This is a genomic window from Radiobacillus sp. PE A8.2, from assembly GCF_045635475.1.
Lineage (GTDB): Bacteria > Bacillota > Bacilli > Bacillales > Amphibacillaceae > JBJGXI01.
The window spans coordinates 1-26,868 of the sequence record NZ_JBJGXI010000023.1 but is presented as its reverse complement, the minus strand read 5'-3'; the positions used below and the strand labels follow the sequence as shown (position 1 = coordinate 26,868).

The window sequence follows — 26,868 nt, the reverse complement described above, 5'->3', positions numbered from 1 at the left end:
ATCTGAATCCATTTTTTACTGCCTTAGAAATGATTGGGCTAAAACTCAGTATTGTGAAATTGACTAATCTATTTCTATTTTTCCATAAAGCTACTATAATAATAAATAGATAATATCCAAATTTTGAGATAATAATAGATATTACATAAAAAGAAGGTGACAAAATGAATGTAAAGCAATTTATCAAGCAACACCGCACAGATTGGAATCAGCTTGAACAGTTGATTACGCTTCTACAAAAAAGTAAGCATCACTATAACGGGCGTGATATTAACAACTTTGATCGTCTTTATCAAAAAGTTGCTCAGCATTTATCTTACAGTCAAACGTACTTTTCAAATGAAGAAGTTACCAGTTATTTGAATGGTCTTGTTTCCAAATCTCATAATCTATTATACAAGGACCAGGTATCGAGCATGAAGCAAATCCAGCACTTTTTTGCTAGTAAATTTGTTGGATTACTACTTGAACAATGGAAATTTATCGTTATTGCATTTGTTCTATTTACACTAGGCGGTGTTGGAAGCTTCTTAGCGGTCATGGACGATCCATTACACCTACATACCATATTACCCGCAAATATTGCTCAAGGGGTAGATCCGGATCGGCTTGGTGAAAATCATGATGCGATTGATTCGTCTGTTATGTCTGCATCAATTATGACCAATAATATGCAAGTGGCGATCCTCGCTTTTGCTGGTGGGATAACGTTTGGTTTGTTGACAGTATACTTACTAATCTACAATGGGATTATTATTGGAGCCCTTGCAGCATTGTTTATGACATACGATAAATCATATGAATTCTGGGCCTATATTGTCCCTCACGGAATGATTGAGCTAACAGCGATATTTATCGCGGGTGGAGCTGGACTGCTCATGGGTTACAAACTGTTTGTCCCTGGTGCTTATTCACGAGGATTCCAATTAAAACAGCAAGCGAAGCGCTCCGTTCAGCTGTTACTTGGAACGCTTCCTTTATTTGTGATTGCAGGTGTTATCGAAGGATTCATAACCCCGGCACAGCTGTCTTTAGAAGCGAAATATGTCTTTGCCTTGATCACTGTGTTCGGATTAATGCTGTATATGGTTACTGGAAAACTGCTGCTAGGTAAAAAATCCTTACAAAAGACCACGGTTTAGCATGTTGATGTAATACGATACAGCTGCTGCGGCGAGGTGCTCTTCTGGCACCTCGACCATTTGCAATCCTTGTGCTTCCCATTTAGCCTTTTCTCTTTTCTTAATGACCAGCTGTTGTTGCGCGATTGTTTTCGTCATTGCTGCTTGTACACCAGTTGGTTTTCTTTTTGTTTGCACGACTAACTCTTTATCTTCTACGCCAATCATGAAAAATACATGGCGTTGTCTTAACCTTCTTACATACAGCAACGCACTTTCTTCATGCAAAAAAGAGCGCACATCACTAAATAATAATAATAGACTACGTTTCTTTTGCATCGTCTGCACATAATGAAGCACGGCAGCATAATTGGATTCTACTGGATCAACATCGAGTTCATAAATCGAATGTAAAATCGTCTGTAAGTGTGCCATTCCTTTGGCTGCTGGGACAAACACTTTTACATCCTTTGAAAATCCTAACACGGACACGTAGTCGCCGTTTTTTAATGCGGCAGCCGCCACCGTTATTGCTGATTCTAACGCTCTTTCTAAGCGGTTCCCTGTTTCAAGTTCTGCACCCATCATGCGACCACAGTCAATTAAGATTGTTATATATTTACCATGCTCTGGTTCATATTCATTCGTCATAACAGATTGAAGCTTCGCTGTCTGACGCCAATTTATCTTTCTTGGGTCATCTCCAACTACATAGCTTCTTATCTTTGCGAATTCACCTGCACCACTTTGCTGTTTTCGGATTTTAACTCCTTCATAAAGCAAAAATTGCTGGGCATTTTCTAAGAAATGCTTTGTATCCGACAAATCAGGGATGACTTTTACTGTATCCTCAGCCGTAATCGTTGTTTGCTTTTCCCACAAACCTAGCAAGCTCGTATAGCGAACATAAATCTTTTTTATATCATATCTACCTCTTACCGGTGCAACTGTCTCATAATTGATATCTGTTGTCGTTTGTTTGGCAACAGTACCACGCTTAGGAAAAGGGCGTCCAAACGATTGAGGTAGATCATCGACAATACGAAAGTGAGTCGGATATTCTGAGTCATTTTTCAATTCGAGATGTACTGGATAAGGTAAACCTCTCTCTAATTCAGCTGCGATTTTCCTACTTGCATGTAATTGCCCTTTCTTCGGAGAAAACAGCAAGTCAATAAAGCTAAAAACAATCACTAAACTATTGACTATAATTACTACACCCCAAGAAGCACCTAAGTAAGCGCCCAAAAGCAAGCTTACTGAAATGATCATATAGACAAACACGAAGCGCTTTGTCGGTAAGATTCCTCTATCTCGGAATAGTAACCGACCCCACAAGTTCTTCAATGATCTGGTCAACGCTTGATCCCTCCAATTCTACGTGAGGGGATAATTGAATTCGGTGTCTTAATGCTGGTTTTGCAACGATTTTAATATCATCCGGAGTCACATAATCCCGATCCGCTAAATACGCCCACGCTTGTGCAGACTTGCCAATACTAATAGCCGCTCTAGTACTCGCCCCGTAACGAATGGATTCGGTTTCTCTCGTCTTGCGTACAATTTCCATAATATAACGAAGAACACTATCACTTATCGTAATTTGTTCAATTTCTTTTCGTATCGTTAAAAATGTATCAATATCAAGCTCTGGATCTACTAGGCTAGCATCATAACTATTGGTAACAACTTGTTTTAACACAAGTTGTTCTTCTTCAAAAGCAGGGAAATCAATCGTTAGTTTAAATAAAAAACGATCTTGCTGTGCTTCAGGTAATGGATACGTACCTTCAAATTCAATTGGATTCTGTGTCGCAACAACAAAGAACACATCTGACAAAGGATATGTCTCTCCTTGAATCGTTACTTGTTTTTCTTCCATTGCTTCCAATAGTGCTGCTTGTGTCTTAGCAGGTGTACGATTGATCTCATCTGCCAACAGAATGTTAGTGAAAATTGGACCTTTTAATGTTTGAAAACTGCTATCTTTCATATTGTAAATCGTACTACCTGTTATATCACTCGGTAATAAATCTGGGGTGAATTGGATTCGTTGAAACGCTCCGCCGATTAAGCTGGCGAGTGTGCGTACCATTTGCGTTTTACCAGTACCAGGTACACCTTCAATTAATACATGCCCCCCAGAAAGAATTGCTGCCATTAACAATTTCACATTCGTGCGTTGCCCTAAAATGCGTTGTTCATATTTTTCTATCAAGGATGCTAGCTGTGTATTCATCCTTCCTCCACCTCTTTCCTTAATCGATCCAACCGTTTTGTCCATAGTAGATATTCCTGCTTGCTTACTTTTTCTTTCGTTAACACAATAGTTAAGTCATTTACCCAGGAACGAATTTCTTCTTCCGACATTTGCTTCCATTTACGATCAAGTTGGTCAACAAGCTCTCTCCACTGTTTACTGTAAGCAAGTCCCCATCGTTCTTGAAGAACTACTCTTAAATAATCAGATTGAATTTGCAAAGCCTCTTGATACCGGCGACCTCGAAGATACCAAGCACCTATTGCAGAAAGCCGTTCATTACTATATCGCACCGTTTCTTCTCTTGCCACAAGTACAGGTCCAAACCTTCTGCCCTTGTACCAAAGCCACAATAGTGTCACCAATATCCCCTGCAACATCAGCACTAAAAACGCTTTTGGATAAACAGTTAACAAGGAAAATGCTTGTCCACCTTTATGACTGTATTCATCAAACAATATCTGTTCATCTGTTGATTGATTTAAAAGCGATAACAACAGTGGAATATTGTCGTCATCTAATACATTCTGGTTCATTAGCCATTCAGGCGTAACACTTACAATTAAATGCCCATTGCCGAAAGAACGACTAACCGCAATTGCACCATGGTCATCAGACAGTAAAATCTCGTCATCCGCATCCGTGTTAATACGAACAGTAGAAGCTACGGTTGCCTGATATTCTGCATCATTCTTACTAGTAATCTCCGAACTCTCCATAATATCTTCGAGAACCGGAGTTGTTTTTATCCCAAACATATCTTGCGGATTTTGTCGCAAAAGCAAAATGGTATTACCAGCTTCCATAAATGCTTCATATGCTTCCATCTCGTCGGTGTTTTGGATAAATGATGGTTGTATCATGAAGAGTAATTGACCTTGATCTTCTTGCGCTAAAAGATCCGGACGATGTTTCCACCTGTCTACTTCTCCTTGCTGGTCCAAATATGTATACAATGCTTTTGTACCGGTAGGAGCTGGAGATTCCGATACGTAGCTAGGATAATCCTTCGGTTGCTGAAGGTCTATGATATAAGTGATGATGATAAACATACTCAACACCACACCAAACCATATTATTGTTCGTTTATTTGATTTAGAATTCAACCGCCCAGCCCCCTTTCTTACTGTTTCTCATCTTCGTGAACTAGTTGAGTACTTTCGAGCCAATCCATTGCTTCCATGCGTATATCACTGTATTCTTGCTCTTTCATAACACGGTCACCATACGTCACTTGATCAAACACTAATGCAAGGTGATGGAAGTGCTGCGCCGCTTGCTGATTGACACGTAACAATTCTTCATAATACTCCCAATTCGTCTTTGAAATTCTCGCCTCAAGCCAATCTTTTTCATGAAAATATAACAATACAGCGAGAAACAGGTGACGTGTTGATAATGTATAATCAGCCTGAGCCTCGTATTTGTTCGCCTCTTCTACGTGCCTTTGATACGACCAACGCATCTCATCAGCCGATTGAAGTGGTGGATGATCCCGAAACATTCGTTTCCGTCTTCCTGACTGAACCGAAAGCGCAATGACGAGTAACACGATCACAAAAACAACTGCAAGGATGGCGAATAAAAGTCCACCCGCCACACTTGTTGAAGGTGTGATTGAAAACAAACTTTCTAAAAGCTCGCTAAACCACTCCCATAGTCGATCCCAAATGTTTAGCAGCCAGTTTTGTGAGTCATTGTAATATGCTGTATATTCATTCTTAGACAAGATATCTTCTAGTTCTGTTCTTGTCTGATTCGCATTCGCCATCTCTTATCACCTTGCTTTCCGAACCCTTTTTTTACTTATCGTAGTTATCGATTATATTTTGTAAATCATCTGCACCTTCTCTTGCTTTAATATCAAAGAACATAACAGCTAAACCAACAGTAAAAATCATTGTTGTGAATAAAGTACAGAGATTAGAGATGATTGATAATAATACACTGTTCCCTAGTAACAACGTAAACGTTGCTTCTACTGCCAGGGTGATCGCACCAGTGATTAGCATGAAAATGATATACAGTCCAAAGAACGTCCAAGCACGTTTGCGAGTAGCCTCCCAGCTTCTTGTCAAACCAATCGATTCTTTATCGATCACAACGTACCCGATAAAAAAGCTCCAACGTACTAATAAATAACCAAGTCCTGCACCCGCACCTAACAGTAAGCAAAATGCAAAAATCAGACCACCAATTCCACCTAGAACTGCCACCAACGTAATGATAATAAGCGGAATAATAATTAGTCCAATAGTAATAAGTGCAAAGAGTATATTACTTCCGATGATCGCCCAGAAACGTGAAAATGCTTCCTTAATAACCGAAACAGCTGTGTAGGATTCTTCATTTTTCATATGATAGATTGCGAGAATAATAGCCCCCTCTGCCACTGCCGTTGCTGCAAGGGTAACGATGCCAATCAATGTTAAAACAAAATCAGCTCCTGGATTCGAACTGAAAACATCCTCATTTGCTTGTTGATCAAAAGTTGTGGCTAATTGCTGCAACCACGTACCATCACCAGAAAATTCTCTAAAAAAACTCGTTCCAGTAAGTAATTGAACAAAAGCTGTTAACAAAATCATTGGTCCTACTAAGATAAGTAAAATCATAAAAAAATCTGAAAAGCGATTCTTCACTAATTGGAAGGTGTGATCTAAAATTTCTCCAAACCCTTTGGGCTTTGTAAACTGATCATTCATTCTATTTCCTCCTAAATAATTCCTAATATGTATAAAGCTTATTTTATCATTTTTTTATTATGATTTGATGTTTTTTTGTAATTTAATGTAAAGTGGCATTTTTCAGATATTTTGCGCCAAACGGGCTTACATGAATGTGGGCGATTTTCAATGTGTTTAAAATCGCCCTATTACTTTTATTTCGATTTATTTAAAAATGTTTTAGGAAGGTCGGATGAAAAACGTAATAATTTACCACTTGTGGGATGGTGAAATGCGATTACCTGTGCGTGCAGTCCAAGTCTGTTAATATCGTTTCTAGTTGAGCCATATTTTTTATCTCCAATAATCGGATGACCAATATCCTGCATATGCACACGTATTTGATTTTTTCGTCCCGTCTCCAGTTGTACTTCTAACAAGGAACAGTCTTGATTCGATTGGATGACTTTATAATGCGTTACAGCGTGTTGGCCGTCATTCGCTTTCGGACTGGAATACATTTTAAACGTACTCGTTTCCTTTAACCATGATGAAATAGTGCCCTCTCGCTTTTGTACCTTTCCTTCCACTAAGGCAGCATATGTCCGCTCTTTCACCATTTCCTTCCATGCATTTTGCAATTTTTGTTTCGCATACTCATTTTTAGCAAACATCATCACACCGGAAGTATCACGATCAAGGCGATGCACGATAAAAACTCTGTTCTTTGGATCGGTTTGGCGAACATAATCTGATAATTGTCGATATGCCGTTACCGCTTTTTCTTTTGGAGAAGAAATCGATAGTAAACCTGCCTCTTTATCAATCACAACCACATCAGCATCTTCATGTAAAATAGATAATCCTGTGAAATTACGAGCCTTCGCTACCTTATTTTTCATAATCACAACTGTTTGTCCTGGCTTTAATGGATGGTCATGCTTGGTGATTACTTGATCATTAATCGAAACTTGACCACGGGTGAGTATTGATTTTACAGCATTGCGGCTACGATCAGTTAATACTTCGAACAAAAATGGTAACAACTCGATTGGTTCTTTTACGGTATACTGCATAAAATTGTTTCGTTTTTGCTCTGTTTTTTTATTTCTTTTTTGCATGTATAATAAACCCCTTTTGATTTTAGTCCTCGTCTTTAATATCGATATCTTCTGGGATCGGCTCATTTAGATATGCTTGCATATCTGCTTTCAGTTTATCGATTTGTTGCTTATACGTCGTAAATTGTTGTTTATTAATTAAATATTGGTCCCCATCATGAATCGCTCTGATTCGATTTTGCAAAACTAACGCTCTTACGTCAGACTCTTGTAGAGCTAAATGTTCAGCAGTTTCTTTAATTGTTAAATACACAGGAAGTTCCTCCCAGCTACAATAGTCGTCTCCATTGTATCAATATGTATGGTTGAGGTGCAATTTCAGATACGTTTATATACTTTATTTCGTTCTAACACATTACATCCATTTGCAGAAAATGTTTTAATCATCGGTTTGTTTTTAATACTAGTAGCACCTATATAGATGGATGCATTAAAATCTTGCTTTAACATATGTAGCGCTTCTTTGTGAATTTGTTTACTTTTCCCTTTACCACGTTGACTAGGAATAATACCAAAATAAAATAATCTTCCTTCACTTTTCGTACCGGCTTCAATATGAGGCATTACCACACCAATTGGCGATTGCTTTTCATAAACCACGATACACGAATCTTTATAGCTTGCGCCTAATTCGATTTCGACACTCTTCATTTGGTCATCGATATTTAATATGGAAGCATTCGGAGATCCTTCGATACACTGTGCCCATACATTTTTAAATTCCTTTATAGAAATCTTCTCTAAGGATTGATAAGCATATTGATAAGGCATATTTGTTTTTTCTTGTTCTAAAATCTTTTCAAAAATAATTAATTCATCATGCAATTGAAAATGATGTTGTTGTGAAAATTGGTCAACGCGACTAGAAAACTTATCGTTCACTAAAATAGAGAGATTAGGCAATTCTTTATATGCTGGATGGTTTGCATAGGATGCAATTATTGCTAGCAATTCTTCTTCGGTGAGGACTTTTGTGTTTTCGATTGTTGCAAATTTCTCACCCACAACTATTTTTACCTTCTCGTATAATTGATCTTGCATCTTGCATCAGCTCCTATAAATAATAATCGCATACGGACAAGCAGATGGGAATAGGATGGTGTTAGGTAAGGAGGGATTTTAGATGACGAATTATGTGAGTAAATGTTTACCCGGTCTAACTGAATATACAGTAAAAGAAAATGAAAATATATATCAAGTTGTCCAGCAATTCCGAATTCCTTTAGCAGCAATCAAGGCTGCCAATCCTAGAACAGACGTGGAAAACGTTAACGTTGGGGATACCCTTTGTCTCCCGATGCAACAAAACTTTCCAGCATGTGAAAATGGGAAATTTTATTTTATTCAAGCAGGTGACTCCTACTACCAGCTAGCTGTATATTTTTCACTTTCAGTCAAGCAATTAATGCAGGCAAATCCAAATACAGACCCTAATAATTTGCAAATCGGTCAAGCGATTTGCATACCTGTTCACGCTTCTTACTCGAATTGTACTGCTAACGCCACACCTTATCAACTCAAACAAGGAGATAGCTTTTACCATCTATCAAAGGTATTCCAAGTACCACTTGAAGCTATTATCCAACTTAATCCACATGTGAATCCGAACCAGTTAAGTGTCGGACAATTTATATGTCTACCGGTAAAATGGAACTATTATTTTAATCAATATTATCATGTTGCCTTCCGTTATCCATCCGATTGGCAACAAACTTCTTACTTCCCGGTACGCTATCAAGGAGAATCTGGCTATTTTGAAGTGAAGAGTATTATTGCTGCTCGGCCATCAAATCCATCACAGGTAACTTCTATAGGTGATTTAGCAAACAGCTATGCCACCAATCAAAATAATCCTTATGGGAAAAATCCTACCGTTGAGCAGGGTACGATTAATGGGCAATCTGCTGCTATAATTATACCCTCAAATGATCAAGCAGAGGATTTCAATGGTAGATCCGCATTAATCTTACAATATCCAAGGCCATATCCTATTGGTGACGGTATAAGTCATTATTTGCTTATTTACACTAACAAACAATATGTAAAAGGGATTGCTAGTACATTGAAGTTGTTAAACGTCGATACTAATCAGCGATTAATCAAGGAGCAAGCAGCAGGTCTACTGCGAAGGGCATTACGACTGACGGGTCAGCCAGAAGTACATGTTGACTATGACCACACCGAAAATGGCCAGTACGTTATTCATGTGTATGATATCGTGAATAACCATACAGCTACAAGAGGCTGGTATCTTGTTGATCCAATCACAGGAGAGATAACTGATTATATGTAAAGAGAAGCCTGCTCAACTACCCGAGCAGGCTCCCATAAATTTGTACAAGTGTCTAGCTCCGAGCGCCAGAAACTAGGCGACTTCACGAATCGCCTTACGATAAGTCATCATCGATTCGCTCCAGTCGCTACGTTTCTAAGCGGCGCTCTGCGCTTTTCTTAGTGTGGCATATTGCCTTGTGGTGCTTTTGTATAAGCTTGCAGCATAATGTTCATATCTTGTTGATTTAACTGTGGTACTTGGTAGTAACCATTTTTGTTTTGGTACAAGAACAGCTCATAACTCATTTCAATCATGTTTGGTACACTATCCGCTATAATGCGGCGTAATACCGGATTGTTCATCTCTACCCCAGCCATCGTAAGTGCTGAAGCAATGGATTTCGTTTGGCAAAGCATGAATGAAGAATAGCATTCATCCGTTAATTCATTAACCGACTGCTTCGGTTTTTTCGGCTGGCCCGCTTGTAAACCATACGTTACTTCATTGCTTTGCTTCATTTTATATTGCTGTGTTGGTGTTGATGGATCTTGACCAGTTTGGAAACTTTCTACAATCGTATTGTACATTTGTGTAGCAAATGATGATTGACGGTTTAGAATATCCTTTAACTCCTGATCTTGGATATGTTGATCATAAAGTTGATACTGTTCAAGCATTCCGATCATACCACCGATTAACTCATGAGAGTCAAGCAGTTCATGTGCACCATGATTATGACTGATTTGATTTGTTGGCATATTTTGTGGCATTTGATTACCTTGCATTTGGTTTTGATTTGGCAATGTGAAATCCTCCTCATAATTCAGATTCACTTCTATAATCTCCTCAGCAGGCACATTTATGTAAAGAAAAATCCACCTCATTTAACAGGTGAATTTTCCGTAAAGTTTATTACACTACTCCGGATTCTAATATACGAAACGCTTTATCTTCGCATTCAATTTCAGCCATCGCACCATAGGGAATGGTGAACATTGGAGCTGTATGGCCGAAGCTCATATTGAACATAATAGGAATATCTAGCTTTAACTCATCTCTTACAACTTTCACGATTACGTTTTTATATTCCTGATAATATTGATTATCATATGGTTTTCCAAAAATGATTGCTTTTGCTTTTTGTAAAATACCTATTGAACCATAATTACGCAGCCAATACTCTACATAAGATGGATCAGTCTTTTCTTCCGATGTTTCGAAAAACAGAATACTGTTCTCCCATGTTTCAAGTGGTGGCCACACCTCGGTGCCCTTCAACATTTCCAGCACTTCAATACAACCACCGATTAAGCTTCCCTGCACAACACCTTTTCCTTGTAACAATTCATAATCGGTATTTTCATTAACAGTCCTTTGGGTCGCTTTGTTCTTTTGTTCCCAAGCTAAAAATTGGCTCGTCCACACCGGTGAAGGTTCAATGCTGCCAATAGGATCAGACTGGAATAACACGTTGCGAACAGACTGCTTCGTATAGTCAAACATGCTTACATTCTCCGCAAATTCGGCTAAGATAGATGGGCCATAAAAACTCGAAATTCCTGCTTTTAAGCAAATAAAATGCGTGACGGTACTATCCGAATACCCGACAAAAATCTTTGGGTTATCTCGAATTACTTGATAATCTATGTACGGCAATAATCTTACGCTCTCGTTACCACCAATACACGAAAAAATTGCTTTAATCGATGGATCCTTAAATGCGAGCATTAGATCCTCCGCTCTTTTTTCAGGATGATCATACAGGAAATCTGATCCACTAAGCGTATGTGGCATTTCGACTACTTGCAAACCAAATTCAGATTGCAGCCGTTGTTTACCAACCTCATATCGCCAGCGTATCTGCTCATCCCCAGCACCACCCCAAGATAAACTAATTGTTGCTACTTTATCTCCAGGTTGTAGTTTATTTGGTTTTATTAGTTTCATGACGCTTCCCCCTGACTGTAATTATTAGAGCTATATTATAGATTATTGAGGAAAATAGCAACACCCTCAGCTTTTAAATCAGCGCTAAGAGCGTGGGTGCACCCTCTAATAAATTGGAAATATTCCAGACAACAGCTGGAATATTATGTTAACATTAGCTTATTAGGAAAAATGGGAGGGTACCAATAATGGTTAGAAAATTGCTTTTAGGTCTCATTTTATTAGTGTTTTTACTAGGATGTAACTCTAAAGATGAGGTTGACTCTCCAATTTACAAAGGAAAATTCTTGGACATTGGTGTAATAGGTGAATCACCTGATGTTAGAGAACAGAATGTCAATTTCCAAAGAATAACTTTTGATAAATTAAAATCAACTACCCCTACTGATCATGATGCGATTTTCATTATGAAGGAATATCTGGAACAAGCAGGAGAAAATCAATATGCACACGTATATAAACAATTAGACATACCTGTTTTCTTTATTCAATCCACGCAAGCATACCTCCCATTTATACTGGATGATTTGACCTATAAAGAGTCTACTTTTAACGTTGATCAAACGTATGCAACAGGCATTATCAGTCAAGATGATGGATTTAATACTTGGGGATACGGCTTATACAATGATACAGAAAATGAAACGAATGTAAGAGATGTATATACGCGGATATTTACAACGATCGAGGCAGAGTTAAGATAGAACTGGTTCATATGCTCATTGAACTTTCAGCGATAACACCTTTCGAATTTATAACCAACAAAACACTTGGATACATCCAAGTGTCTTGTATTCCCATTATAGTCAGCTACTTACCAACATCTTCTCAATAACCTTCAAAGAAACAAGTGCATCTTTACCTGTAACGATCGGGTCTTTATCCTGAATAATCGCTTCAACAAATGCATCAATCACGCCTGTGTTGGTTTGATTATCGTTCGTTTGGATTGGCTCTAATTGGTATTTAATCACTGTGCCGTCTTTCATTTCGACGATAAGTTGATCTTCTGGATGATGGTAGATTTTGATTATGCCATATTGACAATAAATCGTCGTTGTATTATCTTCCGCACCATAATACGTCCATGAAAAAGATGCTGTTCCTATGCGACCTTTTTTTGTCTTTAGTGCGCAAACAACATTATCACATACTTCAATTGGTTGGCCATTTTCATCAACCTTATCCAGTGCCCCATGGAAGGCATGCACATCTTCTACCTCATCACTTAATAAATAATGAATAAGATCTATTTTATGAATGCCGAGATCTCCAGCAACTCCTGAATGGGAACGTTCTTTTTTAAAGAACCATGTCGCATTTGATTTGTCTACTCCCCAGCTTTCAGGCCCTTGGTGTCCAAAGGAGGTTTTAAAGGTTAACACTTCACCTAATTCTTTTTTATCGATAAGCTCTTTTGCTTTTTTATGTGCTTTTGTTAACCGTTGATTATGATCAACCATTAATTTTTTACCTGATTTACGTTGTGCTTCTAGTATCTCTTCTGCATATGCAATGCTTACTGCTAACGGCTTTTCACAAAGCACGTGCTTGCCGTTTAACAATGCATTGGTAGAATTGATATGATGCGTTTCATTGGATGAACAGTCACTAATTGCTACAATCGTTGGATCGTTGTACAGCTCTTCCACTGTTTCCACTGCACGACCACCAAACTCTGCGGCAAGTTGTTTTGCTCTTTCAAAATTACGATCAAAGAAAACGATCTCATCTACATAAGGATTTGCTTTATATTCTGGAGCATGGCGGAATTTGGTTATAGAACCACATCCGATAATGCCAACATTGATGTTCTTCACAAGATCTCCTCCCTAATCTCTTTTTTGGAATAATACTGCGATAACAATGATTAGTCCCTTTACTAAGCCTTGTAAGTGGGGAGAAATATTCATTAAGTTCATCATGTTATTTAAAACACCCAATAATAATACCCCAAAGAACGTTCCAACTATTTTCCCTTTACCACCTGTCATGCGCGTACCGCCAATAATAACAGCAGCTATCGCGTCAAGCTCATATAAATTACCAGAGCTGGATGAGGAAATAGAATTTAAACGTGAGGTCTCAATTAATGCTGCAATACCAACCATAAAACCACAAAGCGTGTATACGCCTATTTTAATTCGATCCACACGAATCGCCGATAACAGCGCCGCTTTTTCATTACTTCCTAATGCATATACATATCGCCCAAATCTTGTTTTTTGCATGAGAATATACATCGCAAACGTTAAAAACAAGAAAATTATGATAGGTAAATCGATCATACCTAATTCTGTATTTGCGATGTTCGTGAACCCTTGGACATCCCCAGAAATACTACCTCCATCAGCGGTATATAAGGCAATCGAACGGGCGGCTGCCATCATCCCGAGGGTCGCGATAAAGGATGCTATTTTCCCTTTTGCTACTAGTAGACCGTTCATTAAACCTACTACCGCACCGACTGCTAAAGCTGTTAATAATCCTACGAATATACTTCCCGATGCATTTAAGGAAAGCACAGAAAATACACCTACCATAGCAAGCACTGAACCAACTGAAAGGTCAATACCACCTGATACCATGACGACGGTCATCCCTAGTGCAATAATTCCTATCGTAGATACTTGCATAAAAATATTTATGAGGTTTTGTGGATACAGGAAGCGATCATTCATCAGTGCTGCTACGATAAAAATAATTACGAAAGCAATAATGACACTATAGTCACTCCAAATCCATTTTAGATTGAATCCTCGTTTTGTTGTTTGATTTTCATTTGTTTGTAAATTAGCCAACGTTTTCTGCCTCCCTTTTTGCACCAGTAGCATATTCCATTATTATTTCTTCCGTTAAATCTTCTCGGTTAAATCGGCCTGTTATTTCCCCATGAAACATAATATTTATTTTTTCACACACACGAAGTACTTCAGGTGCTTCAGAAGAAAGAATGATAATTGCTTTACCTTGTTCAGCTAAACTCATGATATGTTGATATATTTCATTTTTCGCGCCAACATCAATTCCTTGTGTTGGGTTATCAAAAATTATCACGTCACTATTTACTTCTAACCATTTAGCAATAACAACTTTTTGTTGATTCCCACCACTAAGTGAATCAATCGTTACCTTTGGATCATGTACTTTTATGTTTAATTGGTCCTTATAATGCTGAAATTTCGCTTGCTCACTTTTAGAGCTAATTAATCCTTGTTTCTCAAAGTGGCCCATGGATGATAGACTCATATTTTCGATCACATTTAAATCTTTGATGATGGCATTTTCTTTTCGGTTTTTTGGTAAAAGACCAATACCGGCTTTTACTGCCTTCTGCGGATGATTTATTTTGACAGGCTGCCCATTCACTTCAATGACACCCCTGTATTTTTTTCGGAATCCAAAAATACTCTCAAATAGTTCGGTTCTACCGTCTCCAGCTAGCCCTGTAAAACCAACTACTTCACCTTTTGCTATTGAAAAATTAATATTTTTAAAGAGACCATCAGATGTTAAGTTTTTCACTGCTAACACAGGTTCTCCTTTATCGCCTTTATGATAAAACGCAGCTGTTGAAACAGACTTCCCTACCATTAACTGTGCTATTTTAGCTAAATCTGTGTCTTTCATATTTCCATTTTCAATAAAATGTCCATCCCGCAATACGGTATATCGGTCACATACAGCTTGAATTTCTTTTAATTTATGAGAAATATAAATGATAGATACTCCGGAATCTTTTAACGATCGCATAATATCAAACAGTCGCTCTACTTCATTGTCCGTTAAAGAAGTTGTCGGTTCATCCATGATGATAATTTTCGAATCTCTCAAGAGTGCTTTTGCGATTTCAATCATTTGTTTAAAAGATGCTTCTAATTCACTAACAAGCGTCTTTGGATCAACATTCATACCTAGCTTGGCTAGGACATCACTCGTTTGTCTGCACATTTCCTTTACGTCAAGAAATCCCCATTTAGTGCGGATTTCTGAGCCGAGAAACATATTTTCATAGATAGTCAGATCTGTGACAACATTGAGCTCTTGGTGAATAAAACTAACGCCTTGTTCCTGTGATATGCGGGGGTTTTCCATTTTTATTGTCTCGCCATTCAGCTTAATTTGGCCATCGTCAGGCTGGTGTACACCTCCTAAGATGTTCATGAGGGTTGATTTTCCAGCTCCATTTTCTCCAAGCAATGCATGAATTTCACCTTTTTTCAATGTTAAGTGCACACCATGTAGCACCTCAACTTGATTAAAGGATTTTTTTATACCATTCATATCCAAAATGATATCTTGCTCCATTGATTTCTACCCCCTTAATAAATGATAAGCAACAGTTTGCTCTCACCTCTGTTAAAGAAGGTGAGAGCACCACTGCACATATAGTATAGTCAAAGTCGGAAATACGATAAATGCTTAGCACCTATCGTATTTCTTTGTAACATCCTTATTTTAAAATGCTGCTTCTGGATCGTAATGATCTTCAACGTTATCCATTGTAATTGGTTCAGCTGGAATAACTACCATTTCATTTTCTGCTTCTTCACCATTAGCTAAATCTGCCCCAATTTCTACAGCATCGATAACCATTAATGGCGAATACAAGAAAGTTGCTTTAATTACACCATCTTCTTGAATGATTTCATAAACTTCTTTACTACCGCCAGCACCCGTTACGAACTGAATGTCAGTACGGTTAGCTTCTTTAATTGCTTGGATAACACCTAGTGCCATTCCATCATCTTGTGTATAAACGGCGTCAATTTCAGATTGCGCTGTTAAAACGTTTTCCATTACTTGTAAAGAAGTTTCTGTTGAAAATTCACCATTCTGAGAAGCGATGATTTCAATGTCTGAACCTTCAATAGCCTCACGGAAACCTTCACTACGTTGATTTGTAACTGAGCTTGGTGGCCCTGCGATTTCTACTACTTTACCACTTCCACCTAATTGCTCAACAAAATATTCCCCTGCGTTCGTACCAATTCCTGTGTTATCCCCTTTAACTACGACTGTTGCAGCGTCATTCGTAAGCTCACGGTCAACAATTACAAGTGGAATACCTTCATCTGCAATTTTTTGACCTGCTGGAGATAATGCTTCCGATTCGATTGGTAGCATAACAATAGCATCTACACCTTGTGCAATTAAATCATCAACATTGTTCGCTTGGTCTGCTGTACTGTCAGCTGTTGTAAATACATAATCGTCAATCGTACCTGCTTCAACAAGTGCCTTTGCCTCATTTTCAGCGTTTTGGATTAATGCACCCATCCAACCATGTGTTGCTGAGGGCAATGCTAGACCTAATACAACTTCATCATCCGATCCACCGTTTGAACAACCCACAACACCTACTGCAAAAATACCTACTAATAATAAAGATAAGAAACGTTTCATCCTTAATTTTCCCCCTTATTTTGGAATAAGATTAATTAACCCCGGGTAACCGTTTTCAACCTGAGGCTAACTGACCGGCATTAAAATAGGTTTCAATGTCGGTTCGCTAGTCTCAGTCGGTTACCCCATTGTTGATTCACGAATTACTAATTCATGATCTAATAAAATGCTTTCCACTTCATTTCCTTTAATGCTGTTAATTAACATATTTGCAGCCGTAATTCCCATTTTGTACATGGGTTGTGCAATCGTAGTTAATGTTGGGTTTGTCATGTTCGAAAAAGTGATCTTATCAAACCCTACAACAGCAATATCCTCTGGTACACTTAATCCATTTGCGTTTATCTCTTTTAATACGCCGATTGCCAACGTATCCGAGACAGCAAACACAGCTGTTGGTCGTTCCTTTAATTTCAGAAGCCTTCTCATTGATTGAATGCCATATTCAAATTCCAATTGCTCGGTATGGCAAATAAAATCTTTATTGATAGGTAGTTGAAACTCTTTTAACGCTTTCTCATAACCTTGTCGGCGCTGACGAGCATATAAGAACTTCTCATCTGAATTAATCAGTGCAATTTTTTGATGCCCTATCTTGATCAAGTGTTTGACTGCATTGTAAGCCGCAAGCTCGTTATTAATCGTCACATAAGGAATACAGCCACCTTCTGTGTATTCACTACATTGAACGATTGGATATTGTTCAGCTAGTTCATTCAGCTTTTGCATATTTACTGCTGGATCCATGGAAATGATCCCATCCGCTAGCTTGTTTTTCACCATATTAAAATAAATATTTTCTCGCTGCGGGTTTGAATCTGTCTCACATAAAAGAATGTTGTATTTGTTACTAATCGCCGTATTTTCGATCCCATTAATGATTTCCGTATAAAATGGATTTGCAATACTCGGAATTAATACGAGCAACAAACGGCTTTCCGAATTTCGTAAATTCCGACCTAGCATACTAGGTTCATAGTTTAATTCCTTAATTGCGGTTTCAACTTTAATGCGGGTTTTCGGTGAAACTGTTGCATTGCTATTTAGAACTCTTGAAACCGTTGCAACGGAAACACCAGCTTTGTGCGCAACCTGTTGTATATTTGCCATGAAGTTTCCTTCTTCCAACGAATGTTTAGGCTGTTGAATTAATCTGTAATCGATTACAATTCCAATTATAGTTATTGCGCTTTTATTTGTCAACTGGTAATTTGAAAACGCTTATTTAATTATAATCCAATGTATAATCATTGATTTTATTTCATATTTTATTTATGATTGTATGTAACGGATTACATTAAGCGTTTTCATTAAATAGGGGGAATTATGATGAAATTAGGAGTTTTTACTGTACTATTTGCTGATAAAAATTTAGATGATATGTTAGAACATGTCGCTGCGAAAGGAATCGAGGCTGTCGAATTAGGAACGGGTGGTTATCCTGGTGACGCCCATTGTAAAGTAGATGAATTATTAGAAAGTGAGCAAAAGCAAAAAGAATTTATGGAAAAGATCACAAGTCGAGGATTAATCGTAAGTGCATTAAGCTGCCATGCTAACCCGCTTCACCCGCAAAAGCATATTTCAGACGACGCTGATCAATTATTCAATAAAACCGTACAGTTAGCGAGCAAGCTAGGAATTCCAGTCGTAAACACCTTCTCAGGGTGCCCTGGTGATCATGAAGATGCCATGCATCCTAACTGGCCAGTTGCTCCATGGCCTAACGATTTCCAAGAAATATTAACGTGGCAGTGGGAGAAGAAAATTATTCCTTATTGGAAAGAGAAAGCTGCACTAGCTGAAAAATATAATGTAAAAATTGGACTGGAGCTGCATGGTGGATTTTCCGTTCATACGCCTGCAAACATGCTTCGGTTAAGAGAGGCATGTGGCCCAGCGATTGGTGCAAACTTGGACCCAAGCCATATGTGGTGGCAAGGTATTGATCCTGTAGAATCTATTAAAATCTTAGGTCGTGAAAATGCGATTCACCACTTCCATGCAAAAGATACGATTATTGATCAACCGAATATGAATCGAAACGGCTTAACTGATATGACCCCTTACGGTGATATGAAAGATCGCGCATGGTATTTTCGTACAGTTGGATTCGGTCATGATACAAAGGTTTGGGCAGACATGATTAGTGCTTTGCGTCTATACGGTTATGACTATGTGGTTAGTATTGAACACGAAGATGGACTCATGTCGATAGATGAAGGGTTTACGAAGGCCGTTGAAAACCTTAAACCGGTTATGGTAAAAGAATCTGTTGGAGAAATGTGGTGGGCTTAATTACAAAAGCGTGTGCGCACGTATAGCGCCATATAGTTTGGAGGAAACATGACCTTTTCCTTTTATAGGGTATGAATTTTTGTAAGTAGTTCCTTTTCAGTGAAGACCATACGATATAGTACTCTTTTATTAACAGACCAAATCGATTGATTTGGTCTGTTTCTATGTCTTTGTTCATTTAGAAAGTTGTAAATACTACTTGTGATATATATTAAAGATATACGGTGTGTGAAGTTTATATAATCTAAACTGTCATCAAACTTATCAAAATAGTATTCGGATAATGGTATATATTTTGCTTGATCTATATTAATTTTGAAACTAATCTGCTTTGATTTCGTATGTATTTTAAGATACTTAAATACGTAACTCATGAGGGGGGATTTTATGGCTGAAGGATTCTTTTTGCTACTAATTGTGTTAATAACTGTTGTAATTATCGGTAAAAGAAATAAGAAAAAATAATGAGTGACATGATCGTCGATATATATAACTTGGTTACTTTATAATCATTTTCTATTCCCTCCCTCTAATACTCGATGGAAATTCATTATAATTTTTATCAATTTCAACCTGAAAAATCTAGCATCTTCCTCCCAAGCGTTTAATACTTCAGCCTTAGGTTACAGAGAGAAAAGTCTTATAGACACAAAACACTCCCGATTTAGCAGACAAATTAATCTGCCTACTAAATCGGAAGCATTTCAAAATCCAAACGTTCGATTTACTATTTTTAATGTTACTTGAGGTGCTAAACACCTGTGTTTCAGTATAATATTCACGATTTTTTTGCTCTTTTCAGCCTACCTTAACCCTTGTTCTTTTAACACCTGAAGAAGCAGTTCTGGTCGGTCTGTCATAATCCCATCTACTCCCAATTTAACAAGCTCTCGCATCTGTTCTTTATCATTAATGGTCCAATAATAGACTGCCATATTTCGTTTATGGGCATCTCTTAGGATTGCTTTGGTCGTTAAATCGATATCCACTCCTTTAATCGTATAGCCTAAAGGAATGTGTAACATTTCAAAGGATGCTAGATTATTAAAAACAGGAAGCCCTAATCGATGAAAAGCATAAAACGGGTACATTTCTCCTTCACTGGCAGCTGTAATAACTTGATTATCAGAAAGCTCCCGCAACGCTTGTAGTGTACCCTTATCAAAACTAGCAACTACAATCTGATCTTGCATATCATACTGCTCTACTAGATTCCAAAATACCCTTGCACTATTTTTGCCATCTTCCCCTGAATCTTTAAGCTCGATCACCATTTTTTTATCACCATACTTTGTGAAAATCTCCTCCAAGTTAGGGATATAGGCACCGCTTTCGATATAAGGATTATTTTGTTGGTCGCGTATTGGTTGTCCATTTTCATCTTCTAGACCATATCCAGCATTCAAGGCTTTGATTTCATTGTACGTTTTTTCTCTTACTTTTCCCGTACCATTCGTATTCCGATCGACTGTTAGGTCATGGATTGTTATAAGTTGATCATCTTTTGTTATTGCGACATCAAATTCCAAAATATCAACACCAATTTCGACTGTGTGCTCGAATGCTAAGTTGGTGGAAGATGGCCGTTCCTGATTACCAGCTTGATGGGCGATTACTAGCGGCCCCTGTTGTTCGCTTGGGAACCATGATGCGTCAAGATTCGTATTTGTTCTCGGTAGCACTAAGTTTACTAAATATAAAATGATGATAATTGCTAAAACTCTAATGATTTTACTCGTTTTTAAGAAGTTCTTCATACTCGTCTCCTTTGAATGAATGCTAGTGCACTGCTTTAACAGTTTTTATTTTAAAGATGAAATAATAATGCTTATAAATTGCTGCCAAAACTAAAATAATTCTTATCCACATATAGTCTACAATTACAATGGACATAATAATCGCAGTATCCGCAACGAGGTTAATCCAAATTTTCTGTACCAGCGTCATTTCCTTATTTTTCAAAAAGCCAAGTAAATGCTTTTGGTAAAGCGTTGTTCCTTTAAACCATCGATCCAACCTTTCTGATCCTCTTACAAAGCATACAGATGCAATGAACAAGAATGGGATGCTAGGTAACAACGGTAACACGATGCCTAGCGTACCAATACCTAAGAAAACTAAACCAACTATTATGTACATGACTTTAATAACCGTCTTTATGCCCCTCAGCTCCTCTTACCTTTGCAAGATTATTGCTACTTCCTTAGTTTATCAAGACGTGAATGAAATTGTAATAATTTTTGCTTGTTTCACAAATAAATCTAATTTTGATACTGCTTGATAGTTTTCACATCACCTATTTGCTCTTTAATTGAACTAAAATCAACGGTTGAGAAAAGAATATAGTATACTATTTTTACCAACTATTTAGAGGTGATGATATGTGGAATATTTCAAAAGAAGCAAAAGAAAAGTTTGAAAAAAATAACCGCCTCCCCATCCACGAATCAGATGAAGAATGGGAGATTGTATTAAGAGAAGCACAAGAAGAAGGCGAAGATGTCATTGCCCGATTACGTGATGAGCTTGAAGAAGAAAAATTGGAATTGCTGCAGATCTTACCAAAGCGGTTTATCCCATATATTGAAAATGGTACATTAAATCAACCAACATTACCGAAAACCGTACGTGAGGATTATTTATCATGGATGCGTAACGCAGACAAGGAATTTGAACAAGTGTTAGATGCGGCATATGAGCATACAAAACATGCTGTTACATTTTTACCAACTACTGTGCAGGATGTTTTCTTGGAAAGTTTACATGACGCAACCATCGAACGAATCGAACGAGCAAAGGATACACTACACCTTTATATAAATACAGATGGTGGATTTTCAACTAAGTCAATCATCCATCTTACTTTTAAAGGGATTAGGTCTGAAGAAACTGATGAACCAATTCAAATTGGACAATCGTTTATTTATGATGAATTACAGAAAACCGAAGATGGGTTTGCGTTTCGTGTATTATTTGAATGTCCAACAAACCAGTGGACAATTGAAATGAAGAAGCTAGATGCCCGCTATTTTTATCGTCCAAAGGAATATACGCAATTACGAGACGAAGACAAGCTTGAAAATACCTCTATAAAGGCATATATTGCAATGTTGAATCCAGAGAATCGCCATTGGTTTATTACACCAGACATAGAGTGCCCTATTACATCATTATCAAATAACATCACAATTGCGAACGGGTCAATCGAGTTTGCATGTAATGAAATGGTCGTTACAATCGGGGACGAACATTTTTCATATGATTTAAATGAATACAATCCAATTGCTTTTATATACACCGACATTTTTGAAGACCCTTATGCACAATTTAATGAACCGATAGCAACAGAAGAAATTGAGGCAGCAGCATTAAGTGATAACTTAGAATTACAAGTACGCGCGTGGAATACGATGTATACAACCCCTGAATCACTAGTCGATATCATCAACGCCGTACTATCAAAAGTTGCAATTACGGAAGAAAATGAAATAATGATTAGTGTTTATGTAAATCATTTTTACAAGGAAGACATTTTGACAGAAGCAATCATTGAAAAGTATCGTCCGTTGATTGATTAATAGATTCTCTATGCTAACGGAGTCAATTTCATATTTGAACTAAAATGCGACGTAGTACTTAAGTGCTCAAAACTTTGGGTGTGCACCGCTCCGTCCCTACACTTCATAATAGGTGTAACAGTACCCTAAAGCTGTGGAAAAATACGCCACTCCAGCGGAAAAGGAACAGTCTGAAGACCCCGCAGTGAGCGCTCTTTGCGAGGGAGGAGGCTGAAGCGTTCCCCGCGGAAAGGGCGTATTTTTCCACAGCGTCTGCTTAGCACTAAGTTACGACGTAGTTTAGGTATTCTACGCAAGAACAGCAATCTTTCTAAATTAGAAGAAGGGTGACCACTTGGCCACCCTTCTTCTAATTAATTTCATTACTTATGCTTCTGTTTTTTTCCTTCTAATTACAAACCCAGTCGTAGCCGCTGCTACAATCAAAAATCCAGTAAGCATCCAAGCCCATTCCATGTTTTGTTGCGCGGAAGTATTTACTAGACCTGTTTTTGGCATATCGCTTGGCATTTGGTTAGCAAACTCTTCTGGAGATTGTGCAACAATACCACCTGACAATGCTTTCGCGGAACCATACATGTGTCCATATGCATTTCTAATAGTTTCATATGCTTTTTCATAGTCTTCATCCACATAGCTATTAAATGCGCCAATAAGTTGGTTGACGTGTTCTTGTAATCCTTCTGACAATGCAGATGCTGGAACTTCTCCACCTGTTGCATTTTCAATAAATGCTGAGAAATCAGCTCTGTATTGCTCTAATTCATCTAATGCAGCTTGTTTTGCTTCTTCATCATCCGCACCAGTTGCTTTTACATAATCTACAAAGTAGCTAATGTGTGCTGACCACATCTCTTTAAACGCTTGCCCTGCTTCTTCACCATACACTGAAGTGATCGCCGCTGCGAGATCATCTGTATTTGCACTCAACGCATTAGCAGACGCTTCGAAATCTTCTGAACCGTCAATGCCATTTTGCATTGCCATCATTGCTAATCCTGCGTGTTCGGATAACAAGTGATTCAATGTAGCTCTTAAGTCTCCAGCTGGTGTGACTGCTTTTGTGTTATTGAATTTTTCCGGGAACTGATCGGTAATTGCACTAGATAAACCTTTCGCTACCATATGCAAGTGACCAATAGCTTCTCTTTCATATTCATACGCTTTATCAAAATCACCAGCAACATAACTATCAAATGCGCCAATGAGTTGGTTCACATGCATTTGAAGTCCGTCAGCTAGCGCACCCGCTTCTAGTCGCTCTTCAGTTGCTGTTTCTAAGAATTGAGAGAAATCTTTTCTATACTGAGACAATTCATCTAATGCCATTTGTTTGGCGTCTTCATCATTGGCACCGGTTGCTTTCACATAATCAACAAAATAACCGATGTGTGCACTCCACATTTCCTTAAAAGATGCTCCAGCATCATCTCCGTATACAGAAGCAATTGCATTTGATAGATCTTCCGTATTAGCAGCTAATGCATTGGTTGAAGCTTCAAAATCCGCGGAACCTTGGGCACCTTTTCTCATCGCTTCAATTGCTAAATAACCGTGTTCACTCATTAAATGACCTAGTGTAGAACGCAATTCCACTCCAGCTGTTGCTACCGATGGCTCATCGTCATTCGTTGCTGCACTTACCATACCGCCTGCCGTTGGTATGATTAAAGCGAAACTTAATGTTGCTGCCATTAACCCTTTCATCCAATTGATTTTTTTCATAACTTAACCTCTCCTTTAATTGTGTTGTATTTCTTTCTTTTTGTTAACTACTTAGCTAACGTCGTAAGAAATAAAATAGATCACTTTAAAATAACTTTTTTAAAATTACATTTTGTTAAATAAGGAACACTCCCTTTGTGATTTTCATAAAGCTTACGATTGATAAATAAATTTGGATCAGTAATTTCAGAAAAAAATTTTAATTCTTTACTAGTTCTGTAAAAACTACTAATCTATCTGCCCTTTCAGTAGTTTCATCGTTATAATCCCCCGTGCAAGTAATTAAGTTCAACATACTACGATACGTAAATCCAAACACGTCTTCTAATGGAGCATCCTGACGTGGGTAGACCTCTTTATTTCTCACAACAAAAGTTAGTTTTTTTCCATCTTGCGCAGTAACGTAGATTTTGTCTCCTTGTTCTAATTTGTGTAAATTATAAAACACTGCAGGATTTACAAGATCATCCACATGTCCTGCAATAACGGAATTTCCCGGTTCACCTGGCTTAGGACCCGGTTCAAACCAAGCAACATTCTCACTTCCCTCAGGAACACCCATTTGCCCGTTCTCTAACAAACCTACCTTCTCCACTTCTGCTTTTACATCAATAGCGGGGATCTCAAGGGTGGCTGGATTAATACCTTCTCGATCATCCCGAATAATCTCAGGGCTTGTTATCGTGTTATTTGTTTGTTTAGTTGCTGATGCTGTTGAAGATGTGTCTTCACTTGACTTATCTGGTTCACTACTTTCCATTTCGACTGTATCATCTTCTTTTACCGTACCTTCTGTCTCTTCTCCAGCGCATCCGGTGAGGATGACAGCTAATAAGAGAACTGCTATCATGATTATCCACGTTTTCATATACATCGCTCCTTATCTTACTGTTTCATGTGATCACCATCTAAACGAATCATAGGGCGATTCAATATTTATAAGCATACGAATAAAAACTGCATATGGATCACAAAAAAATGAAACTTAAAGCAACCAAAAATACACAAAGAAAACAGGAGAGGACGTTTATCCACTCCTGTTTCCTTTGCGTATTCAACTTTGGATTTTCGTTCAAAACCATCCAACCTATAATTCTGAACTTAGGATGATATCTCCTTGCGGTAGCTCACTGTCTGCTGTTGGTTCTAGTGTAATGGCAACTGTATCCCATTGGTGCTCACCAGCATAATCAACCGTATAAGAAACTGCTCCTACTCCGTCTTGGTTAGGTACAAATGTACCTGCTCGATATGGTTTTCCATCCTCTAGTAACCAAACTTGATATGTTTGCGTTCCTTCTAATGCTTGTAAGGCACTGGCCTGAACGACAAGGTCCATTCTATTATCTTTTTCAATCATCGATGCAACAGCTTCTGAATTAACTGTATCCGAGGGATTCAGCCTCACTGTTTTGAAAAGTTGATCCGTACTTTCCGTCAAAATAGAATCCTCAGGTGAAGGACTTTCATTATTAAAAAGCTGAAATCCATTACCAATTAACGAAAACAATAAGGAAGCTGCTAGTAGTGGTGTAACCCAACTTTTCTTTGATTGAATAACCTTTTTCTTTGGCTTCTCTTGTTTATCATCAAAAGTCTTACTACTTTCTGTTTCTGTAGAAAATACATTGTCTAATATTCTATCTTTCATTCCACTTGGTGGTGTGATTGGTTCCGAAGCATAAGGAAGGTCTGCTGTTAGTGAATGAAGTTCTGCAAGTTCTTCTTTGCAACTTTCGCATTGCTCCAAATGCTCTTCATATTTTTTAAATGTTACATCATCCAATTCACCATTAAAGTAATCTATTAAAAGTTCACAATTAACATGTCGCATAGCTTCACACCTTCCTTTCATTATGATGTGATAGGTTTCTTTTAAGGTGCTGCAACGCTAACCGGACTCGCCCTTTTACTGTCCCGAGTGGGATTTGGCAGTTATCGGCAATTTTTTGCTGTGATAGTCCCTTAAAATAAAACATATCAACAATCTCTTGTTGATCTTTTCCTAGCTGTGACACTGCTTCTCTAAGACGCGTTCCTTCTTCTTTCCATTCAACAATATCTTCAGGCGAAGGGTCATTACTGTTTAGTGAATCTCGTTCCTCTAAAGTATATGTAGACTCCTTCTTTTTCCGCATAATATCTATTCCTGTATTGCGGGCAACGGTCAATAACCAAGAAGAAAATTTACCCTTCTTTTCATTGTAGATTCCTTTTTTCGTCCAGACCTTAATAAACACTTCTTGTACCACTTCCTCCGATAATTCCCTGTTTCCAGTTAATTTATAAGAAAAAGAGAACAGCAGCTTTTCATAACAATCATAAAGCTGTTCAAGTGCATGTTTATCATCTTGTTGAATCCGATAATAGAGTTCTACATCTTTTTCACTCATATATATCTCCTTTACATAGATATTTAATTACTAATATCATAGCATAATTCATCTATTAAGCGCATAAGAGCGGATTCA

26 protein-coding genes are annotated in these 26,868 nt (G+C 37.9%); 5 read left to right on the top strand and 21 right to left on the bottom strand.

Annotated elements, in window-relative coordinates; translation table 11 throughout:
* The first annotated feature begins 164 nt into the window (after window positions 1-164).
* Window positions 165-1,142, top strand: a complete 978-nt coding sequence (locus ACI6MV_RS13340) for a stage II sporulation protein M (protein ID WP_407270803.1) — start codon at window positions 165-167, stop codon at window positions 1,140-1,142.
* Here the strand turns inward: ACI6MV_RS13340 and ACI6MV_RS13335 are convergent.
* From ACI6MV_RS13335 to ACI6MV_RS13300, 8 genes are all read right to left on the bottom strand, one after another.
* Window positions 1,122-2,480, bottom strand: a complete 1,359-nt coding sequence (locus tag ACI6MV_RS13335) for a DUF58 domain-containing protein (protein WP_407270802.1) — start codon at window positions 2,478-2,480, stop codon at window positions 1,122-1,124. The two genes, ACI6MV_RS13340 and ACI6MV_RS13335, sit on opposite strands and share 21 nt — an antisense overlap.
* Window positions 2,431-3,360 carry an AAA family ATPase gene (locus ACI6MV_RS13330; protein WP_407270801.1) on the bottom strand — a complete coding sequence of 310 codons (930 nt, stop codon included), beginning with the start codon at window positions 3,358-3,360 and terminating at the stop codon, window positions 2,431-2,433. The genes ACI6MV_RS13335 and ACI6MV_RS13330 overlap by 50 nt, the downstream gene beginning before the upstream one ends.
* Window positions 3,357-4,487: a DUF4350 domain-containing protein gene (locus ACI6MV_RS13325; RefSeq protein WP_407270800.1), complete on the bottom strand. Its 1,131-nt coding sequence runs from the start codon at window positions 4,485-4,487 to the stop codon at window positions 3,357-3,359. Before ACI6MV_RS13325 ends, ACI6MV_RS13330 begins: the two co-directional genes overlap by 4 nt.
* Window positions 4,488-4,504: 17 nt before the next feature.
* Window positions 4,505-5,152, bottom strand: a complete 648-nt coding sequence (locus ACI6MV_RS13320; RefSeq protein ID WP_407270799.1) for a DUF4129 domain-containing protein — start codon at window positions 5,150-5,152, stop codon at window positions 4,505-4,507.
* A gap of 31 nt (window positions 5,153-5,183) precedes the next feature.
* Window positions 5,184-6,086, bottom strand: a complete 903-nt coding sequence (locus ACI6MV_RS13315; protein WP_407270798.1) for a hypothetical protein — start codon at window positions 6,084-6,086, stop codon at window positions 5,184-5,186.
* Between the two features lie 176 nt (window positions 6,087-6,262).
* Window positions 6,263-7,168: an RluA family pseudouridine synthase gene (locus ACI6MV_RS13310; protein WP_407270797.1), complete on the bottom strand. Its 906-nt coding sequence runs from the start codon at window positions 7,166-7,168 to the stop codon at window positions 6,263-6,265.
* Between the two features lie 22 nt (window positions 7,169-7,190).
* Window positions 7,191-7,421 carry an excisionase family DNA-binding protein gene (locus ACI6MV_RS13305; protein WP_407270796.1) on the bottom strand — a complete coding sequence of 77 codons (231 nt, stop codon included), beginning with the start codon at window positions 7,419-7,421 and terminating at the stop codon, window positions 7,191-7,193.
* A 65-nt stretch (window positions 7,422-7,486) separates the two neighbouring features.
* On the bottom strand, window positions 7,487-8,209 hold the full coding sequence (locus ACI6MV_RS13300; RefSeq protein WP_407270795.1) for a GNAT family N-acetyltransferase: 723 nt from the start codon (window positions 8,207-8,209) through the stop codon (window positions 7,487-7,489).
* Between the two features lie 82 nt (window positions 8,210-8,291).
* Between ACI6MV_RS13300 and ACI6MV_RS13295 the strand changes: the two genes are divergently transcribed.
* The gene (locus ACI6MV_RS13295; protein WP_407270794.1) at window positions 8,292-9,461 is read left to right on the top strand and encodes a LysM peptidoglycan-binding domain-containing protein; all 1,170 of its coding nucleotides are present in this window, start codon (window positions 8,292-8,294) and stop codon (window positions 9,459-9,461) included.
* 158 nt (window positions 9,462-9,619) lie between these two features.
* On the opposite strand, the gene ACI6MV_RS13290 is transcribed toward ACI6MV_RS13295, so the two are convergent.
* Window positions 9,620-10,246, bottom strand: coding sequence for a spore coat protein (locus tag ACI6MV_RS13290; protein ID WP_407270793.1), 627 nt, complete (start codon window positions 10,244-10,246; stop codon window positions 9,620-9,622).
* A 109-nt stretch (window positions 10,247-10,355) separates the two neighbouring features.
* Window positions 10,356-11,390 (bottom strand): S66 family peptidase, encoded by a 1,035-nt coding sequence (locus ACI6MV_RS13285; RefSeq protein WP_407270792.1) that lies wholly within the window; start codon window positions 11,388-11,390, stop codon window positions 10,356-10,358.
* A 188-nt stretch (window positions 11,391-11,578) separates the two neighbouring features.
* Between ACI6MV_RS13285 and ACI6MV_RS13280 the strand changes: the two genes are divergently transcribed.
* Complete coding sequence (locus tag ACI6MV_RS13280; RefSeq protein WP_407270791.1) at window positions 11,579-12,094, top strand: hypothetical protein; 516 nt, start codon at window positions 11,579-11,581, stop codon at window positions 12,092-12,094.
* A 102-nt stretch (window positions 12,095-12,196) separates the two neighbouring features.
* Here the strand turns inward: ACI6MV_RS13280 and ACI6MV_RS13275 are convergent, their stop codons facing one another.
* The 5 genes from ACI6MV_RS13275 to ACI6MV_RS13255 form a co-directional block, all read right to left on the bottom strand.
* A complete protein-coding gene (locus ACI6MV_RS13275) occupies window positions 12,197-13,210 on the bottom strand; it encodes a Gfo/Idh/MocA family protein (protein WP_407270790.1) in 1,014 nt (337 codons plus the stop codon).
* A gap of 12 nt (window positions 13,211-13,222) precedes the next feature.
* A complete protein-coding gene (locus ACI6MV_RS13270) occupies window positions 13,223-14,191 on the bottom strand; it encodes an ABC transporter permease (protein WP_407270789.1) in 969 nt (322 codons plus the stop codon).
* Window positions 14,184-15,698, bottom strand: a complete 1,515-nt coding sequence (locus ACI6MV_RS13265; protein ID WP_407270788.1) for a sugar ABC transporter ATP-binding protein — start codon at window positions 15,696-15,698, stop codon at window positions 14,184-14,186. The genes ACI6MV_RS13270 and ACI6MV_RS13265 overlap by 8 nt, the downstream gene beginning before the upstream one ends.
* Before the next feature lie 150 nt (window positions 15,699-15,848).
* On the bottom strand, window positions 15,849-16,796 hold the full coding sequence (locus ACI6MV_RS13260) for a substrate-binding domain-containing protein (protein ID WP_407270787.1): 948 nt from the start codon (window positions 16,794-16,796) through the stop codon (window positions 15,849-15,851).
* A 120-nt stretch (window positions 16,797-16,916) separates the two neighbouring features.
* On the bottom strand, window positions 16,917-17,906 hold the full coding sequence (locus ACI6MV_RS13255; protein WP_407270786.1) for a LacI family DNA-binding transcriptional regulator: 990 nt from the start codon (window positions 17,904-17,906) through the stop codon (window positions 16,917-16,919).
* Between the two features lie 219 nt (window positions 17,907-18,125).
* On the opposite strand from ACI6MV_RS13255, the gene ACI6MV_RS13250 reads away from it, so the two are divergent.
* Window positions 18,126-19,094: a sugar phosphate isomerase/epimerase family protein gene (locus ACI6MV_RS13250; RefSeq protein ID WP_407270785.1), complete on the top strand. Its 969-nt coding sequence runs from the start codon at window positions 18,126-18,128 to the stop codon at window positions 19,092-19,094.
* Window positions 19,095-19,897: 803 nt separating this feature from the next.
* Here the strand turns inward: ACI6MV_RS13250 and ACI6MV_RS13245 are convergent.
* Window positions 19,898-20,851, bottom strand: coding sequence for a glycerophosphodiester phosphodiesterase family protein (locus ACI6MV_RS13245; RefSeq protein WP_407270784.1), 954 nt, complete (start codon window positions 20,849-20,851; stop codon window positions 19,898-19,900).
* Window positions 20,852-20,873: 22 nt separating this feature from the next.
* The gene (locus tag ACI6MV_RS13240; RefSeq protein WP_407270783.1) at window positions 20,874-21,233 is read right to left on the bottom strand and encodes a YbaN family protein; all 360 of its coding nucleotides are present in this window, start codon (window positions 21,231-21,233) and stop codon (window positions 20,874-20,876) included.
* Between the two features lie 242 nt (window positions 21,234-21,475).
* Here ACI6MV_RS13240 and ACI6MV_RS13235 point away from each other — a divergent pair, with 242 nt between their 5' ends.
* Window positions 21,476-22,672, top strand: coding sequence for a DUF4085 family protein (locus ACI6MV_RS13235; protein ID WP_407270782.1), 1,197 nt, complete (start codon window positions 21,476-21,478; stop codon window positions 22,670-22,672).
* Window positions 22,673-23,038: 366 nt separating this feature from the next.
* Here ACI6MV_RS13235 and ACI6MV_RS13230 read toward each other — a convergent pair whose 3' ends face one another.
* The 4 genes from ACI6MV_RS13230 to ACI6MV_RS13215 form a co-directional block, all read right to left on the bottom strand.
* Window positions 23,039-24,388 (bottom strand): copper amine oxidase, encoded by a 1,350-nt coding sequence (locus ACI6MV_RS13230; RefSeq protein ID WP_407270854.1) that lies wholly within the window; start codon window positions 24,386-24,388, stop codon window positions 23,039-23,041.
* 208 nt (window positions 24,389-24,596) lie between these two features.
* Window positions 24,597-25,265 (bottom strand): class F sortase, encoded by a 669-nt coding sequence (locus ACI6MV_RS13225; RefSeq protein ID WP_407270781.1) that lies wholly within the window; start codon window positions 25,263-25,265, stop codon window positions 24,597-24,599.
* Window positions 25,266-25,484: 219 nt separating this feature from the next.
* Window positions 25,485-26,231, bottom strand: coding sequence for an anti-sigma factor domain-containing protein (locus ACI6MV_RS13220; protein ID WP_407270780.1), 747 nt, complete (start codon window positions 26,229-26,231; stop codon window positions 25,485-25,487).
* A gap of 4 nt (window positions 26,232-26,235) precedes the next feature.
* Entirely contained in the window at window positions 26,236-26,790 is a 555-nt protein-coding gene (locus ACI6MV_RS13215; protein ID WP_407270779.1) for an RNA polymerase sigma factor, read from the bottom strand.
* Window positions 26,791-26,868: the final 78 nt, after the last annotated feature.